16 protein-coding genes and 5 pseudogenes are annotated in these 16,412 nt (G+C 56.8%); 12 read left to right on the top strand and 9 right to left on the bottom strand.

All coding sequences use genetic code 11. The features are described from left to right. The first annotated feature begins 41 nt into the window (after positions 1-41). Together ACPYOJ_RS08510 and ACPYOJ_RS08505 are read left to right on the top strand one after the other, a co-directional pair. On the top strand, positions 42-353 hold the full coding sequence (locus ACPYOJ_RS08510; protein WP_481415844.1) for a hypothetical protein: 312 nt from the start codon (positions 42-44) through the stop codon (positions 351-353). 182 nt (positions 354-535) lie between these two features. After that, entirely contained in the window at positions 536-1,078 is a 543-nt protein-coding gene (locus ACPYOJ_RS08505) for a hypothetical protein (RefSeq protein ID WP_481415843.1), read from the top strand. 255 nt (positions 1,079-1,333) lie between these two features. Here the strand turns inward: ACPYOJ_RS08505 and ACPYOJ_RS08500 are convergent. After that, a pseudogene (locus tag ACPYOJ_RS08500) lies at positions 1,334-1,423 on the bottom strand (CsbD family protein); the annotation flags it as partial. 521 nt (positions 1,424-1,944) lie between these two features. Beyond that, positions 1,945-2,154, bottom strand: coding sequence for a hypothetical protein (locus ACPYOJ_RS08495; RefSeq protein ID WP_481415842.1), 210 nt, complete (start codon positions 2,152-2,154; stop codon positions 1,945-1,947). Between the two features lie 145 nt (positions 2,155-2,299). Here ACPYOJ_RS08495 and ACPYOJ_RS08490 point away from each other — a divergent pair, with 145 nt between their 5' ends. The 3 genes from ACPYOJ_RS08490 to ACPYOJ_RS08480 all read left to right on the top strand — a co-directional run bounded on the left by ACPYOJ_RS08490 (position 2,300) and on the right by ACPYOJ_RS08480 (position 3,511). Next, a complete protein-coding gene (locus ACPYOJ_RS08490) occupies positions 2,300-2,536 on the top strand; it encodes a BON domain-containing protein (RefSeq protein WP_481415841.1) in 237 nt (78 codons plus the stop codon). Between the two features lie 460 nt (positions 2,537-2,996). After that, positions 2,997-3,143 (top strand): hypothetical protein, encoded by a 147-nt coding sequence (locus ACPYOJ_RS08485; RefSeq protein ID WP_481415840.1) that lies wholly within the window; start codon positions 2,997-2,999, stop codon positions 3,141-3,143. A 71-nt stretch (positions 3,144-3,214) separates the two neighbouring features. After that, complete coding sequence (locus tag ACPYOJ_RS08480) at positions 3,215-3,511, top strand: hypothetical protein (RefSeq protein WP_481415839.1); 297 nt, start codon at positions 3,215-3,217, stop codon at positions 3,509-3,511. 999 nt (positions 3,512-4,510) lie between these two features. On the opposite strand, the gene ACPYOJ_RS08475 is transcribed toward ACPYOJ_RS08480, so the two are convergent. Next, positions 4,511-4,735, bottom strand: coding sequence for a hypothetical protein (locus ACPYOJ_RS08475; protein ID WP_481415838.1), 225 nt, complete (start codon positions 4,733-4,735; stop codon positions 4,511-4,513). A gap of 793 nt (positions 4,736-5,528) precedes the next feature. On the opposite strand from ACPYOJ_RS08475, the gene ACPYOJ_RS08470 reads away from it, so the two are divergent. Further along, on the top strand, positions 5,529-6,077 hold the full coding sequence (locus ACPYOJ_RS08470; RefSeq protein ID WP_481415837.1) for a Crp/Fnr family transcriptional regulator: 549 nt from the start codon (positions 5,529-5,531) through the stop codon (positions 6,075-6,077). A gap of 132 nt (positions 6,078-6,209) precedes the next feature. Here the strand turns inward: ACPYOJ_RS08470 and ACPYOJ_RS08465 are convergent, their stop codons facing one another. The 3 genes from ACPYOJ_RS08465 to ACPYOJ_RS08455 all read right to left on the bottom strand — a co-directional run bounded on the left by ACPYOJ_RS08465 (position 6,210) and on the right by ACPYOJ_RS08455 (position 8,698). Further along, positions 6,210-6,719, bottom strand: a complete 510-nt coding sequence (locus tag ACPYOJ_RS08465; protein WP_481415836.1) for a ferritin-like domain-containing protein — start codon at positions 6,717-6,719, stop codon at positions 6,210-6,212. 157 nt (positions 6,720-6,876) lie between these two features. Continuing rightward, positions 6,877-7,284 carry a low affinity iron permease family protein gene (locus ACPYOJ_RS08460; RefSeq protein ID WP_481415835.1) on the bottom strand — a complete coding sequence of 136 codons (408 nt, stop codon included), beginning with the start codon at positions 7,282-7,284 and terminating at the stop codon, positions 6,877-6,879. A gap of 361 nt (positions 7,285-7,645) precedes the next feature. Next, complete coding sequence (locus ACPYOJ_RS08455) at positions 7,646-8,698, bottom strand: YeiH family protein (protein ID WP_481415834.1); 1,053 nt, start codon at positions 8,696-8,698, stop codon at positions 7,646-7,648. A 204-nt stretch (positions 8,699-8,902) separates the two neighbouring features. Between ACPYOJ_RS08455 and ACPYOJ_RS08450 the strand changes: the two genes are divergently transcribed. Next, complete coding sequence (locus ACPYOJ_RS08450; protein ID WP_481415833.1) at positions 8,903-9,775, top strand: LysR family transcriptional regulator; 873 nt, start codon at positions 8,903-8,905, stop codon at positions 9,773-9,775. 94 nt (positions 9,776-9,869) lie between these two features. On the opposite strand, the gene ACPYOJ_RS08445 is transcribed toward ACPYOJ_RS08450, so the two are convergent. Further along, positions 9,870-10,934 carry an FAD-binding oxidoreductase gene (locus tag ACPYOJ_RS08445; protein WP_481415857.1) on the bottom strand — a complete coding sequence of 355 codons (1,065 nt, stop codon included), beginning with the start codon at positions 10,932-10,934 and terminating at the stop codon, positions 9,870-9,872. Between the two features lie 371 nt (positions 10,935-11,305). Between ACPYOJ_RS08445 and ACPYOJ_RS08440 the strand changes: the two genes are divergently transcribed. From ACPYOJ_RS08440 to ACPYOJ_RS08425, 4 genes and pseudogenes are all read left to right on the top strand, one after another. Continuing rightward, the gene (locus ACPYOJ_RS08440) at positions 11,306-12,388 is read left to right on the top strand and encodes an amidohydrolase family protein (protein ID WP_481415832.1); all 1,083 of its coding nucleotides are present in this window, start codon (positions 11,306-11,308) and stop codon (positions 12,386-12,388) included. Between the two features lie 11 nt (positions 12,389-12,399). Beyond that, the gene (locus ACPYOJ_RS08435; RefSeq protein WP_481415831.1) at positions 12,400-12,753 is read left to right on the top strand and encodes a Rieske (2Fe-2S) protein; all 354 of its coding nucleotides are present in this window, start codon (positions 12,400-12,402) and stop codon (positions 12,751-12,753) included. 160 nt (positions 12,754-12,913) lie between these two features. Further along, positions 12,914-13,132: pseudogene (locus ACPYOJ_RS08430) on the top strand (aldehyde dehydrogenase family protein); the annotation flags it as partial. 199 nt (positions 13,133-13,331) lie between these two features. After that, positions 13,332-14,336: an ABC transporter substrate-binding protein gene (locus ACPYOJ_RS08425; protein WP_481415830.1), complete on the top strand. Its 1,005-nt coding sequence runs from the start codon at positions 13,332-13,334 to the stop codon at positions 14,334-14,336. 160 nt (positions 14,337-14,496) lie between these two features. Here the strand turns inward: ACPYOJ_RS08425 and ACPYOJ_RS08420 are convergent. Beyond that, positions 14,497-14,678 (bottom strand): annotated as a pseudogene (locus tag ACPYOJ_RS08420) (transposase); the annotation flags it as partial. A gap of 163 nt (positions 14,679-14,841) precedes the next feature. Between ACPYOJ_RS08420 and ACPYOJ_RS08415 the strand changes: the two are divergent. Next, positions 14,842-15,289, top strand: a pseudogene (locus tag ACPYOJ_RS08415) (transposase); the annotation flags it as partial. Between the two features lie 229 nt (positions 15,290-15,518). Here ACPYOJ_RS08415 and ACPYOJ_RS08410 read toward each other — a convergent pair. Beyond that, positions 15,519-16,334 (bottom strand): annotated as a pseudogene (locus tag ACPYOJ_RS08410) (IS110 family RNA-guided transposase); the annotation flags it as partial. Between the last annotated feature and the right edge of the window lie 78 nt (positions 16,335-16,412).

Below are 16,412 nucleotides of genomic sequence, written 5' to 3'. Positions count from 1 at the left end.
TTCAGGGCGCAACATTGTTAAGCTCTCAGGAGGAAAGTGCCATGAAGTACACTTCTGTAATCGTAGCTGCCATCGGTATGGCAGCTTTCTCATTCCAGCCGAGTTTCGCCGACTGCCCGGATGTAACTGGATCGGTAAACAAGGATGGTCGTGGCGGCATTGCCAAAGATGGGTCGCTTGCCCCATTGGAAGGAGCGAAGACCAGCGCGGAGGCCAAAACACCTCAGAAGACTGGCGAGTCCATGCCAATGGGTGCCGATCCTAATCTTGCCACCTCTCAGCAGGACGTCAATGCACAGCAACATGGTGACAAAACCGCGGCGGCGAAAGCCATGGACGACAAGTGTAAATAAGCCGCATTATTGAGGTGGCCGACGGACGCTGGCGGAACTGCTGACGCTGGTGCAACGCTTTTGTGTTGACGACCCTCGTGCCAAGCAGATGGCGGCGACATCCGCGGACGGTGCGGTAAGATCCGACGTCATGTCCTCCGCATCTGAATCCCACTGGTGAACGCCGCGATCAGGCGAAGAAGATGGCACGCACCGCAGCAATACTGAAACTGGCTTTCCTCTGCTTCGCGTCAGATGCACTGGCGGGGGACGCCGGTTCCGCGTTCAATTTTTTCCATCGCCTCTGCTTGTCGCGCGGACCCGACTACGAACGCACCGTCGCGACTGCCGAGACGAGCGGCTGGTTGCCGCTTCCCACGCAGCTGATTGTCGGCATGGCTCCCCTGGCCGATCCGGAGACGGTGGAAGGATGGGCTGTATCTGGCAATGACCTCCCGCAGCGAATGATCTTGGGGATTAGTAAACACACTCTGAACGCCAAGGTGGTGTATGCCTGCACCATTCTCGTTTTCGGTATCGACAGCACCCAATTCGAGAAGGCTTTCGTCCAACGGACGGATGGCAAGGCAATTCAACAATTCCGCGGCGCGACACACGTTCACAAGCTTTATAATTTGGTTTTAAGCGGCCACAGGGAACTCGTCACCCTCACTGTTCCTGCGGAGTCGAATGGCGCGGATGACCTGATGGCGAGTTCGATCGCGGAAGCAGAATGGGAGAACTGACAGGAACAGGTGCGGACTGCGACGTTCGTTTGCCAGCTGTGAGAAGGAACAGCCTGAAAGACTTCGATGTACCCTTTCGCAAGGGTCCAACAACCCCGACACTGAAGGAATCCTTACAGGTCTGATCCTGGTGATCATCGCATTGCAGGGAATTTTTGTCGCTGAAAAGACCTGGTCGCGGTCTGCGTCAGCAGGGGGCTTCAACCGTCGGAACTGTATCGATAGCAGCAGATCGTAGATAATCTTCGACGCACCGCGATTGTCGGTTGCCTCACCAACCGCCTGCTTAGCCTTGCCGGTCACTTCATTTGCCTTGCCGGAAACCTTGTCGGATGTCGACCCAATTGTTCGTACTCCTTGATGAGAGGGGCATTCGCACGTGTCGCAAGTTACTATCCGATCATTTGCCGGGGAAGTCCATCGCCTGCTGCTTAACGAGCCGCTCTCCTTGCAAACACGCCAGAACGCACATCGTTCCGATCAGTGAAACGAATACGTATCAGAAACCCGGAGACGGCTCTGCGGCGAGCCGCGATCTTGGAGGGAATCGCGCGGGCACGCCGCTTTGCTGTGCTTTCTTCTCCAAATCCTTTTCGATGACCCCGCGGGAGCCCTTCGCAGGATCTTGCTCCGAATGTTCATCGTTGTATGACATGTGTCTTCTCCTTTGAGGAGCGAACGGTACTCACCGCCCTTAGTTCCGCCTCTCATATCCAACGTGCTGATATAATGCTCGCGGCCTTGGTGAGTGCACAATCCGGACGTAAGAAGGGTCAATCGACAGCCGATGACATGGGCGCTGTCGTCAAGGGTGGCCAGAGTGCCCTAGCCCCAAGACAGAAAAGAAGGACAAGATGTCTTCCGCCTCAGTATTTTCCACCCCCGAGTTCGATCGGCTCGATGATATTCTCGAAGGCGCTGGCATGCAGCATTTCAGCGACCAGAAGCAACAGGCCGTCAGGGATCTGGCGGCGCGGGTTCTGATCGAGCAGTTCCGGAAAGACGCCGCGCAGGAGTGAACGTACCCGTTCTGGCGGCAAATCGAACATGCGCCGCCGGGTGGTACGCCAGTGCATTTCTTAGCTGTTCGCCTCGCGATTTTTCGCGGCGAGCGACGTTTTCTGGCCAACTCAAGATGGAGGCACCATGCCATACGAACGAAACGTGTTTCAAGATCATCGAGAACCGAGAAGGCTGCGGTCTCGGCGTCATTTGCACCTTGTGGGAAGACCATTTTACCCCGTACCGGACGACCGCGACCTCGTCGATGCGGTCGAAAATGCCTTGGAGCAGGCGGGTGGTTTGGATTGCGCCTACATCTTCGTCTCCGCCGACGGCTCCGACGTAACCTTGAACGGTTGGGTTACGGCAAAGCGTGAAATCGCTAGGTCTACCGAGGTCGCGGCGCTTGTACGCGGCGTGCAGTCTGTCAGGAACGACCTATCCCAATCACTGTGACGGTTACCCGCTTGACGACGAGTCCGCCAACCGCAAGGTGCCAAGGGCCTCATGATCGACTGCGGAGGGTTTCGACGAACGCGTGGTTAGCGATGGAGCATGGCCTTCGTGCTTCATTTTCGCCGACGAAGCGCTTTTCCAAAGCTCCGCCCAGAACCACAAGGACGTTTACGACGCGATCGTCGCCAAAGATGCAAAAGCCGCTGTAGAGGCGCTGCAGAGAGACATATCGGAAGGCTATATCTTCTAAGCGCACCGCGCCGGCTGATCTTGCGATGGCAGCCCCATGGACTGGAGTGGATACGAGCCGCGGGCTAAAGGTACTTAGTCATCACCCGCCAGCGCCCGTTTCAGAAGCTGCCGATAGCTTACAAGTGGTGTACCAACAGAACAATTGCAATGTGCCCCCTGCGTTTCCCGAGCTGTTGGAGAGGCGGCGAAAAGGGCGATGACTTAAGAGATGGGAAATCAGCGCCTGAGACCGGAAGATCGGGGAGAACCGCGCGAGCCGGGATGGGGAATGTGGCTGCTGATGGCGCTGGCCACGCTTGGGACGATTGCCGGTGTTATCCGCAGCTTGGCGGCGCTGTTCGGCCTTCTCGGCTGAGGCTCGCGCATAATGCTTATTGCCCAGGAACAAACGGGCTCCAGATTCCGAGTATATTCTGGGAACGAGCCATGAGCAAAAAACGTCGAGAGGTTTGGGGAGCTTTCACACGCCTCCCACCGTCATCAAGGATCGCTGCTGACGTGGACGACCCCGCCCTAATTTGCGCATCTGCCGTTTCCCTTTCCACATCAGCACTCTTTTCGGCGCTGATGCTGCATCTGGAACACAAGAGCATCCTGTCCGCAGAGGATCACCAAGCAATTTATCAGCTCGCGGCCTCCCTGCTGGACACCGATCCAGCCGACGACGGCGGCGTGACAGAGCTCGCGCGCGAGATTATCGAACAGCAGCTTCGGCACAATTGAGTACGCGACCAGACCGGAACAGCAGCGGCATCTCGACGTTAAGTGTTTGGGATCGCGTGGCGTGACTTACTGTTTTGCCTCTTCCTTGCCCTCTGGAAGGCCGCGCGATCCTCTGGATCAGTTTCCGGCGCACCGGAACATCATCGATACGATCGGGGTTAACCCAGCGGATCGCGCGGATGGCACGCCCTGCCAGACGCGCGTCCAGCCAGCAGTGCTGGCGAGCTGGCCCTGTCCCCTCCTTAGCAGCAGGGCCTTCTTTTTGCTCCGAACCGGAACATTGCTACGGCTTGAGGGTTGGAGCTGTTGGGATCGCGTGGTCGATCTCTTCCGGTCCCTTCCGTTACCTCATACGGAAAGCCGCGCGGTCCTCCTTTTCGTATCCCAAACTGCCCCGCTTCGGCGGGGCTTCTCTTTTGACTGTACGGTACCGGACCGGAACGGTCGCCTATCCCGAGCGTTGAGGTGACGGCCGCGCGGTAGACTCTCCTTACCTCAGTCGCCCAGTGATGTCGGATCGCAGCGCTCATCCTGGGGCCGCGCGGTCACCTTTTCCCCGTGACCTGCCCCGCTTCGGCGGGGCATTTTTTTAGGAACATTCCGGAACCAGCCTTGTTTGGCGCGCCTGGGGTGCGCGGCAGTTCTTCTGTTCAACCCGGATGACACCCCTCTCCGGGTGCCGCGTGGTCAATCCCGCGCTGAATGGCTAGGGGATACAGGAGGCGCGGCAAGGGCTCGCTTTTCCGTAGGGCGGGCCCTTCGATCCTAACCCTTATTGATTATTGACGCGCAGGCCCGCCGGAGCTTTATTTTAAAGCTGTAGCCGCCAAGCTCAGCACTTAGCCGCGCGTCCGCGCTCCAACATAGTCCGACGCCGTGGTTTGCGACAGGGCTCGCCTTTTCTGACACGTTTGGACGAGCCCTGGTCGTAACTATTGCGCTGCCGACCCCATTTGCCGGCAGAGAGCCGCTGACGCTCGATGCGATCGATCCGCTCTCTCAGATCAAGCAGTATATCCCTTGCACCGTAGACATTGCCTGCGCCTGTTTGACGTCGTCGAGTTGTCGCTGCTGATCGGTAAACCGCTGGTCATAGCTGGCGAAGACGCGATCGAGCTCTTCCCGCGGCACCTGGGCGTCACGAAGCTCTTTCACGCTGCCGTCCGTCCTGACGCAATCCTCAGCGCTTCGCTGTGTGCGCCATTCGAGCTCGCTCTGCGTCACCATCTTGTCCGCGAGGACTCCGACGGATTGCTTCAGGTCGCTGGTTGCCTCCCGGATCGGGAGATAGGCAGGGCCGTATAACAGGGAACGACCTTCACCGCTGGTGCTCGGGAACTCGGCTAATGGTGTTGGGCTACGTCAGTGGGGTCACCGACATGACTGGGTTCCTGACGGTTGGAGTTCTTGGTTCGGTAACGGTAGCGTACAAAAAGACGCCCCGCCGAAGCGGAGCAACCTGATCCAAGGATCGCGCGGCCGCCCAGAAAGGGCGCGGAAGGGTTTATGAGCCCACCACGGGATGCCAAATAAATTAAATGGTCGCGTTTCGCGAATGTTCCAGTCCGAACGCCGCCAAAAAAAAAGGCCCTGCCGAAGCAGGGCCAGTGCTTACCGATCGCGTCCGCTACGATCGGGGGCAACGCTGATGATTTGGAATTTTCCGGTTCGGTGGCGTACCTCAAAAAGCGACCTCAAAGCGAGAGTACTCGCTTGGTACGGTATCGCACATTAGGCGTTGCTTCAGATAGGCCAGCAGCATACTCTCTATGGCGTCGGCTGAATGATCTTGGCTGTCAGCCGCTTGGGAGACAATCTGCTCTCGCCCATTTGTTGGGAGGGGGAAAATGTCTGATCGGGAAACGACCTCGAATATCCTTATTTCGGTCATGGACGACGAAGCAGCTTGGGGCGTTCTGAAAGCATCCGAGCGCGTCGAGCTTGAGGTCCACCAAAAATTGCAGAGGCCACATATCCCCATCGATACGTCTATTTCCTGGAATCCGGCGTTACGTCGATGGTCGCCGACGCCGGCGGCAAGGTGGAGATCGAAACAGGCGTCGTCGGAAAAGAGGGCATGGTTGGAACATCTGTGCTCTCGGGTCGAAACCAATCCCCCCATAGACTGTTCGTCCAGATTGCTGGGGCCGCTCAACGTCTGCCGGTCGACGAAATGCACCGGTTGGTCCACGAAAGACCAACTTTGCTGGACCTGCTCATCCGTTACATGCAGACTGTGCACGTCCAAGCGACCTACACCGCGCTTGCGAACGGGAAAGGAACTATCGTGCAGCGGCTGGCTCGCTGGCTCCTGATGTGTCAGGACCGCATCGGCAGTTCTGAAATCGCCCTATCCCACGAGTTCTTGTCGCTCATGCTTGGTGTTCGGCGGTCCGGAGTAACGAGCGCGCTGCACATCCTTGAAGGGGAGTTGCTCGTTAAGCCGCAACGGGGCATCTGCGTCATTAAAGAGCGCACCGGTCTGATGGCCGTTGCCGGCGGCCTCTACGGAGTGCCCGAGGCCGAATACGCCCGGCTCATTGGCGAGGCGATCGCGTTACCGTAAGCGGCTGTGGAACGCTCCTCAGAGGGCCGGTCACGCCAGTCCTTTCTGGAGCTATGATATTCACCCGGATACTTGCCCGCCGGTTCAAGTCTATCTCTGATAGTTTTATGGTCACGCTCTGCAGCGCACTAGTCAGCGCTTGGCAGTCATGTCCGCTTCATCTCGCGACAGGAATTGCCGTGTGACTTCATCCAGATGATCGGAAAGCCACTCCGCCATGGCGGCTTCCTCGGCTAGAATGCCTTCGCAAGCCGCTTTCGTTTCGGCATCGCCAACGACATCCGCCGCCGCAATCAGGATGCGATAGCTTGCGATTTCCATATGCTCGAACGTGTAGCTGGCGAGCGAGCCTTTGACCACCTCGTCACTGGCGAACACGCCGCTCATTCCCTGTGCCGTCGCCGTCAATTTGCCGGCTGCATCCTTCAGCGATGAAGACCCGCCACCAACACGGTCTAAGCACGCCAGCAGGACCTCTTCCTGGCGTTTCGTCTCTTCGATGTGCTGGCCGATTCTTGCTTTCAGTGCCGGATAGTGTTCCAGGCGCTTGAGCTGCGAGTTGAGCATGGTTATCGCCTGCTCCTCCATTGCATGGGCATCGCGAAGCCAAGCAATCAAGTTTTCACGGGGTTCCGTAGCCATTGTTGCTTCTCCTCCATTAGATCATGATCAACATGGCACTTGATAAATTGTTCCGCTGTCGAAGCATTGTCCAACGGCCGTGGAGCCGAACCTGGCGAGCAGCCCGGTCAGAGCGTCGCGATCGCCTCTTCAATCAAGCGAAGTAAAACAACTGCAGTCAGGCCGATGCCTTATCGCGCTCCGATGCTTTGTCGGCGACGTCTTCCATACGTTCTGCTTGGTCAGAAAGTGCCTTGCTCATCCGTCGCAAGGCGTCTTCGTCGAGCTTCTCGATGCCGACGAACTTGTTCTGCGCCTGAGACGTTAGGATCAGCTCGTCGAGCTTTGCCTGTAATGCCTTGCCATCTCGGTTCTGACTGTTCTGCAGGACGAAGACCATTAGGAAGGTGATGATCGTCGTACTGGTATTGATGACTAGCTGCCAAGTTTCTGAGAATCCGAACAAAGGACCGGAAACCGCCCAGACCGAAACCAGAGCTACGGCTAGCACGAAGGTTGCAGGTTTACCTGAGAGGTCGGCCACGGCAGTCGCGAAGAGGGAGAAAACCTTTGATTTGCCGGACATGGGGCCTCGTGAAACAGTTGCATGTGCACTATCAACGTCCTGTCCGCGGATGAAGTTCCTAGCTGGGCTGCGTAGGGCCGCGCCCGAACGATGTCGCGGTTAATGAATTGCGAGAGGATCAGGTGCCGCGCACGGAGCTCGACCGAGTGATTGCCGGATGCGACCAACGGCTCCTGGATCAACAGCGGCAGCTCGACGGTGTCACGCAGGCTGAGCGCAACGTCTATGGTGAGAGGGATATGGCAACGTGGCAGCCGCCGCGCATCCTTCGCCACATGGGGAGGGATTTAGACCCAGCCTGCTATCTGCTGCTCATAAAATCCCATTGGTCTCAATATTGCGGAGCGACCAAGTCGCCGATTTAGCCTCTGTGCAAGATGAGGCCGACCACGATAAAGACCGCAAGAAATGCTGTCGCCAACAGCGCGAGAGCAATGACCGACGGTCTTACGCCGGCGAACTCCCTCACCGACGTCTTCAACCCGACGGCTGCTAGCGCGGTCAGTATTGCCCACCGCGATAGATCGGTAGCAAAGTCTGCGAGTGCCGCCGGCAAAATCCCCAACGATTTGAATGCAGAGAGAAACGCGAAGCCCAGGACAAAACCTGGTATCAGCCGGCTCAAGTTTCGCAGCTTCTGGCGATCACCTGCTCCCATTGCTGTTACCAATATAGACGTGCCGATCAACATAGGAGTCAGCAAGCCCACACGAATGATCTTGACGATGGTCGCGATCTCGCCGGCCTCATCCGAGATCGAAAATCCGGCGCCTACAACTTGGGCAACGTCATGGACCGTTCCGCCGACGAACACGCCGGACTCTTGGGCGTTAAACTGCAGCTGGGTTGCTAGCATTGGATATAGAACCATTGCGGAGGTCGACAGAACGGTTATCACCACAATCGTCAGAGTGAGATCTCTATCGCTGTTCTTTCGTTGCGGAAGCACGGCGTTCAAAGCCGCAGCGGCCGAGGCACCGCAGATCGCAACGGCACCTCCCGTCAAAAGCGAGAGCCGCCAATCCATACCAGTGATTTTACCTGCAATCATTGCGAACAATATCGTCGAAACAACAGCGGCGATTACCAGACAGAGCAAGCCAGCCCCAAGATCGCTCAGGATTCCGAGCGATACCCGTGCACCCAGCATTGCCACTCCCAAGCGAAGCACAAGGCGACTCGTCAGATGGATGCCCGCCACGGTCTTACTACCGTCTTCCGAAAGGAAGCTGAGAGACATCCCCAACAGGAGCGCCATCAACGTCGCGGGCGCGCCATAGTGGTCGGAAAGAAATTGCGCGGAGATTGCGATCACTGTCGCTACGGCGACGCCGGGAAAATACTTCACCGCAGACCCCGAGAACGATCGAGCTGCTTGGAGACTCGTGGCGAACTGTCCGGTTTGATCGACCACGGTTCAATCCATCGCTCTGACACAGACGATGTCAATTGAGTCTGACGGCGGAAACATAGAATTTTGGCAATCGCAACTGACAATAAACATCATTCTCTCCTAAGCGGCTTCGGCGGGATATCGGAGCGACCCAAGATGACAACATTTCTTTGCTATGATAAACGCAACCGGAAACACGATATTAATCGCCATCTGCGATCGAAGATGAACCTGGACCTTATCGACACTTTCCTTGACCTGCTCGAGACGCGCAATTTCAATCGAACCGCCGAGCGGCTTGAAACCACGCAGTCCACCATCAGCGGGCGCGTCAAGGCGCTGGAGCAGGCTGTCGGAGTGAAACTCTTTCATCGCGGCCGCGCTGGTGCGATCCCGACGCCGTCCGGCCTTCGATTTGAACAGCATGCATGGACGCTGAAAGCAGGCTGGGCACATGCCCGCCGAGACATCGGAGGGCTCGAGCGTTATGAGGGTTCCCTGCGAGTCTCCGGGCAGTTCACCTTGATGCGGACGCTCTTCCTGGACTGGATCGCGGAACTGCACGCGACCAACAAGCGCCTCGCGCTGCACTTGGAAGCGGATTATTCGGCGCAAATCATCTCTGATCTTGCCAACGGCGCAATCGACATCGGCGTGGTGTTCGCTCCGAAGTTCCTCCAGGATCTCAGCATCGAGGAGATTGGCGCTCAGCGGCTCGTGATGGTGTCAACCGAGTTCGACCACCTGGCCGATGTCTCTACCGAGCGGTACATCCGAGCCTCCTATACGAGCTACATCGAACGTGCGCATGCCGAACTCCTGCCCCATCTCGCCCATCCGGCTCTAACCGTCGGTTATGAGGAATTGGCCGTCGGCATAATGAAACGCTTCGGAGGTACAACCTATCTCCCCGAATACCTTCTTGATTATCTCGCAGGCTCAGGTGTTTCGGCGAAGCTCGTGGCCGACGCTCCCGAAATTCATCAGCCGGTGTATGTGGCGACGCAGAGACGCCGCAAGCACGACCCCTTGGTGCACCGGGCAATCCTCGCACTCAAGAGCGTTGCGGGCCATCATTTTCAATCTCTTACAAGCTAATGCCCGAGACATCAGTCCCACTCGTCACCTCGTGAAGAGCTACTCAATGACCCAGCGTCCTTCTACCCGGTTCCCCTGATCGGTGGTGCCGCTTTCAAGCATCTATGGATACAGACCCCAAGGGCCAACTGCAGCACGCCAATACGTACCCTTGCGACTTTTCGAACTCCGGCAGTCCACCAAGATCCTTCATATCCACTATTCCCTGCGTCAATCTCACCTTGCAGCTTCCACAAACACCCTGCTGACAGGAACTGCCGATCCAGATGCCGGCGTTTAGAGCCGCGGCGAGGAGGGTCTCTCCCGGTCCGCAAAATCCGCGTGTGCCCGAGAGTGAGAAGTAAACTTCGCCACCCACCCCCTCTGCTTCTTCGATCAAGATCTTTTCGCCGAAGCTCTCCTCGTGTAGCGCCCCGATCTGCACCTCGGCAGCCATGGTCCGAGCTGCCTTCATGAAACCCTCCGGACCGCACATGAAAATCTCCCGTTCGGCGAGGTCCGGAACGAGCGACTGCATCAAGGCTGCACTGAGTTTACCTGTCTGCACACGGCAGCAAGGCTCCTCGCCAGTGTCGTCTACCACGAGATGCACCTTAACATTACGAAAACGCTTCGCGATGAATTCAAGCTGGTCTCGGAAGATGATGTCTTTTGGAGTTCGGGCAAAATAAACGAATTCCACGTCGGTCTGATCGACGATGTCGGTTATGTATTGCAGCATCGACATGACCGGTGTCACGCCCGCCCCCCCGGAGAGGAAGAGCGGTTTCTTGGATGGGATATCGAGGTAATTGAAGTCACCTCCAATGTCGGCAATCTCGACAGACATCCCGGGGCGCATCTGGTCATTCAGCCAGTTCGAGACGAGCCCGCCCGGGACGCGCTTGACAGTAATCTGGATATTGTGGGGGCGGGTCGGGGTTGAGGAAATCGAATAGGTGCGAGGACAGAGTTTTCCGTCGATGTTAAACTTGAAGCTCCCATATTGGCCGGGCTTGAAATCGAAGCTCCTGCTTTGGCTGTCTTCAAACGCGAACGTGCGGCTGTCGTGCGTCTCGTCGACTACTGCCTTGCATACCAGTGTTGCTGGGCCGCCTCGGTAGCATGGCTGCTGGTTGGCAGAGCGAAGAGAGAAGGGAAAGCTTGTTTCCATTAGCATCATGCGCACCTCTGATTGGATAGCATAGCTATATCAAGTTCCACGAAGCGGATTGAGCGAGCAAACGTCGCTTTTTCAATCGGTAAATTCGATTGGTCGAAAACGCGCTTGCCTGCTGATAATGCACCCGGCGCTGCCGGACCCGTCTTCCTAGCCCCTCTGCCAACCCACAATGAAATGCTGCTTAGAAGCACGCGCGGTTTCGCCCGGCGGAGTTACGGCAGTTCCCGCCGATGCTAGGCTCTGCTGTAGATCGTAAATTACGATCAATAACGCTGGTTCACCTCCGTTTATCGAAGGCGGCGTTTGCTGTCATATGTGGCGGCGGTCATTACCCACATAGAGCGTGGACCCTTTGGGGAGGAAATATCTTGTTCATCGTCGATGTCGATTGTCACAACTACTGGTGCAGCGCGACTGTCCTGGAGCCGTATATGGACGGCTTCTTCAAGGACATGTTTGTTCGTGGCGAAAAGACGGGTCCACGCGGCGCCTTTCCGCACGGTCACCGTCCGTGGTTTCACCCCGAGGGTTTCTCGCGCTATGACGTCAACCCGATCGAGGAGGACGACAATTACGCGATCATGAAGGAAAAACACCTCGACAAATACAATATCGACGTGGCAATCCTGACCGGCGACGAGCCGATCGAGGCGTCGACCTTGGCGAACCCCTATTACGCCAATGCACTTTGTAAGGCTTACAACGATTACATGATTGACTATTGGTTGCCCAAGGACAGCCGATTCTGGGGGTCGATAGTTGTTGCGCCGCAGGATCCAAAACTGGCAGCAGACGAAATCCGGCGCCTCGGCTCTCATCCTCGAATCGTCCAGGTCCTGGTAAGCCACGGTGCTCAGCGGCCTTACGGTGACCCATTTTATCATCCCATTTACGAGGCTTGCGCTGAAGTAGGGCTGCCGTTCGCCATGCACCTTGGTGGTCAGGGCGGCGTGAACTCGACCGCTATCGGAGCGGGACCTTCGACCTTCTTCTGGGAAACTCACGCTATCCTTCCGCAATCTGCCATGACACATATGGCTTCCTTGATCGCCCAGGGGGTCTTTGAAAAATGGCCCGGCCTCAAAGTCGTGATCATCGAGTGCGGGGTGGCGTGGGTCCCATCGGTCCTATGGAGACTGGACGCCAACTATAAGGCGTTGCGCAAGGAGACACCTTGGTTGAAGCGCTTGCCCTCGGAATACTTCAGGTCGAACATTCGCATGTCTACCCAGCCTCTTGAGCAAGCGGACAATGTCCAGCACCTTTGGGCAACCCTGGAGGCAATGGATGGCGAAAATACGCTGCTCTTCGCGTCCGACTATCCGCACTGGGACTATGATGACGTCACAAAGCTGCACATCCCCCCTGCTTGGCGGGAGAAGATACTGGGTCTGAATGCACTAGACATTTACCGGCGCATTCCGCGACCAACGGCGATGGCAGCAGAGTAAAGGAGACAGCAATGGCTTCAAAGCAGTTTGCTTGCAAGGCTTCGGAAGTTCCTTCTGAAGCCGCTAAAATCGTTACGCTCGGCAATTTGTCACTTGGTATCTTCAGGCTCAAGGGCAGATACCACGCGCTTCTGAACATATGCCCCCACAAGGGAGCTGCGCTTTGCCAGGGTCCCGTCTGCGGGACCACGAAGCGGACGGACAAGGCAGAGTTCGTCTATGACCGGGCAGGAGAGTTGGTCCGCTGCGCCTGGCACGGTTGGGAGTTCGATATCAAGACCGGGGAATTCCTCGTCGATCCCCGTGTGAAAGCGCGGACCTTCCCGGTGTCGGTTGAAAATGACGAGATCTTCGTTCACCTCTAACGATCAAGGCGTCGCCGATGTGCAGTTATCAGCCTGTAGAGGGGGCGACGCCGCGCTATCACCCGGCCGGATCGCATTTTATCCACGGCAGATTTACAAAACATAGCACTGGTCCTGAAATCATTTTCGTCACTGCTGCGAACGGAGAGATTACGAGAAGGACGTGGTCGCTAGAGCCAACGCGAGGGAACTTGGACTGGCAGCAGGCATATTCACAAGAGAACTCGCTCGCGGACACCGACTGACGGCCCAGCTCAAAGCTGGGACAGTTTGGATCAACACTTACAACTTGACGCTTCCCGGTATGCCGTTCGAGGGAATTAAGATCGAGCACCGTCGCGAAAATGGGCATGCCGCAATCGAACCCATACCCAGTTGAAGTTCTGTCTTTGTGAGCATGCAGAGCCAGTCAAAGGGCCGGGACAAAAATCCTGATGCTTCTTGTTGTTCGCACAGGGCACTGACATCAGCGGACAGTGTTCTTCGAAGGGCTCGTCGGAGGCTTGCCAACGGCCACAGCGACTGCGGTCGCGCTGCAAGGCCGAATTGAGGAGAGACCGCTATCTAAGGGGATCAAGATGTTTGGAAAAATGCTTGCCAGCACCTGTCTTGCGGTTGTTAGTCTTACCAGCCTCGCGCACGTCGCGTTTGCAGCAGAATGCGGTGACGTCGTTATCGCGAACATGAACTGGCAATCGGTAGACGTCCTAGCAAACATAGACAAGATCATTCTCGAAAACGGGTACGGGTGTTCCGCAGAGATCACCATCGGTGACACAGTTTCGATCATGACCTCAATGATTGAAAAGGGGGAGCCCGATATAGCCCCTGAGGCATGGCTCAATGCTCTGCCCGACAGTGTCTCAAGCGCCGTTGCCGAAGGAAAGTTGATATCGGCTGGGAACGCATTAAGTGAAGGGGGAATACAGGGATGGTACATCCCAAAGTATATCGCCGACGCCCATCCGGAGATTAAGACGGTTTCCGACGCATTGAAACAGCCGGAACTTTTTCCTGCTCCAGAGGACGCTTCGAAGGGTGCAGTCTTCAATGGTCCATCAGGATGGGGATCATCAATCGCGACCAGCCAATTGTACAAAGCCTACGATGGGGACGCGAAAGGTTTCATGCTGATCGATCCAGGTTCGACGGCGGGTCTAGATGGTTCAATTGCCAAAAACTACGAGCGCAAGATCGGCTGGCTGGGCTATTATTGGTCGCCCACGTCGTTGCTCGGCAAGTATCCCATGGTCAAGCTTGATTTTGATGCGCCTTACGATGCCACGGAATGGAAACGTTGTAACACCGTGGTTGATTGCGAAGACCCCAAAGTAAACGCTTGGCCCACCGACAAAGTGGAGACGCTCGTCACCCCCGGGTTCGCCAAGCGTGCCGGTGCAGCGCTGGACTACCTGAGAAAGCGGCGCTGGGACAACGCCACCCTCAACGAGCTGTTAGCCTGGATGACCGAGAATCAAGCGAGCGGCGAAGACGCCGCAAGATACTTCCTTACGAACAATCCCGATATTTGGACGAAATGGCTTTCTCCCAACGTCGCGGAGAAGATAAAGTCATCGCTTTGACTAAATTTGCAGTTCTCTGCAAAGCCACTGATGACCAATCATCGGTGGCTACTCAGTTATGCACTACGCGAATCGGCCCGCATTCTCGAAGGCTTCTAGCGTAACGTTGGGATTGCCTTTGAGTATGCACCCGCGTGGGGTCGCTCTTTGTGCGAAGTCAGGCGAGGATACGCTTCAGCTTGGCGTTCTCTTCCTCGAGGTGCCGCAGCCACTTCATCTTCGACGGCATCAGACCGGCGTATTTTTGCGCCGATTATAATGGGTCGCGTCAGAAATTCCTGCCTTGCGGCACATCTCGGCGATCGGCGTGCCGTCGTCCGCCTGCTTCAGCACGAAGGCGATCTGCGCCTCCGAAAACTTCGATGCCTTATGGGATTCTCCTCAATGCCCCACAGGGATCATAAGTGGAAAATTCCAGTTCTGAATGGCCCAATTTAAGGGTTGACCTGCCACGGGTAATTTCCTCCGGAATGGATTAGGGTCCGGCCTGTTAAAGGACGGACGAATGAAGAAGCAGCGATTTACGGAAGAGCAGATTATTGCGGTGCTGAAGGAGCAGGAGGCTGGCGCGAAGGCGGCCGACCTCTGCCGTAAGCACGGGATTTCAGAAGCGACATTTTATAATTGGAAAGCCAAATACGGCGGTATGGAAGTCTCCGAGGCGAAACGGCTGAAGGCGCTCGAGGAAGAGAATGCCAAGCTGAAGAAATTGCTCGCCGAGCAGATGTTGGATTCAGCCGCGCCCCGCGAGCTTCTATCAAAAAAATGGTAGGGCCTGTCGCCAAGCGTGAAGCCGTCACGCATCTGAAGGCCGCCATGCTCTTTCAGAGCGGCGGGCCTGCCAGATTGTATCCGCTGACCGCAAGACGATCCGCTATCGGTCCAGTCGACCGCCGGAGATCGAATTGCGGACGAAGTTGCGCGACCTTGCAAACGAGCGACGGCGTTTCGGCTCCGGGTTGGCAAGAGGTTTTTGACTTTTTGCACGCTGCTGGTCGGAGCTGCCATGTGTCCGGCCTTTGAATGCAGCGCAGAACAGGGCCGCTGGCCATAATGCTCTCCGCGGATTGGGTCCCGGTCAATAGCTCGCGCTCGAAGCGCCTGGCGCGTAGTGGGTTGTCCCTTTCCTTGGGCCGACTGGCATAGGTGCGTTATAAGTCTCCTGCTCTTTACCAACGACGTTCACGACATAGCGTCGTGTTTTCCGGCTCCGGCTAGGACCGGTGTTATTCGATAGGGTTCGTTGCGGCTCATCATTGCCCAGGCAACTCGTGCCATCTTGTTGGCGAGCGCTACCGCCACCACCTTCGAGGACCGGCGCTCCATGAGGTTGACGAGCCAGGGGTGGCGACTATGACCCAATAGCTTCGCTCGCTTGATCACCGCCAACGCGCCGACGACCAACAATTGCCGGAGGTATCGGTTTCCGGCCTTGCTGATGCCTCCAAGCTTCTCCTTGCCGCCGCTCGAGTTTTGCTTGGGTACCAACCCGATCCAGGCACTCAGATCACGACCTGAGCGAAAGACGGTTGGATCGGGGACGCTGGCCGCCAACGCCGTTGCCACCAGGGGGCCAACGCCTGGAATTGCTTCGAGCTTGCGGCTGAGATCATTGGCGCGATGCCATTTCAAAATCCGCCGATCCATGTCCAATATGCGCTGCTTCAGCAAGTCAACTTGATCTGCCAGTGCTGAGAGACATAGGTACGCCTCTGCCGGTATCTCAGTCTTTTCGCCCTTACGGATAAGATCAAGAAGTGCCTGCAGCCCATTGCGCCCGACGCCCGCGACGATGCCGAACTCGGCAAGATGGGCGCGAACAGCATTGATCGTCATCGTGCGCTGGCGAATGAACAGCATACGGGTACGATGAAGCATCAGGATCGACTGCTGGTCCACTGTCTTGATCGGGACAAAGCGCATGTTCGGTCGCAGCACCGCTTCGCATATGGCTTCGGTATCAGCCGCATCGTTCTTGTTGCGCTTCACGTACGGCTTCCGTAATGGGCGCCTCCTGGTCAATCCCCCGATTTGTCTCGCCGCCGGCTTCTTGCTTCCGTCCGTGGTCAGCCGATC

It is taken from the genome of Rhizobium sp. SVR5-9E (genome assembly GCF_056755095.1).
The sequence above is the reverse complement of the archived record's forward strand: the minus strand, read 5'-3'. Positions and strand labels throughout refer to the sequence as shown.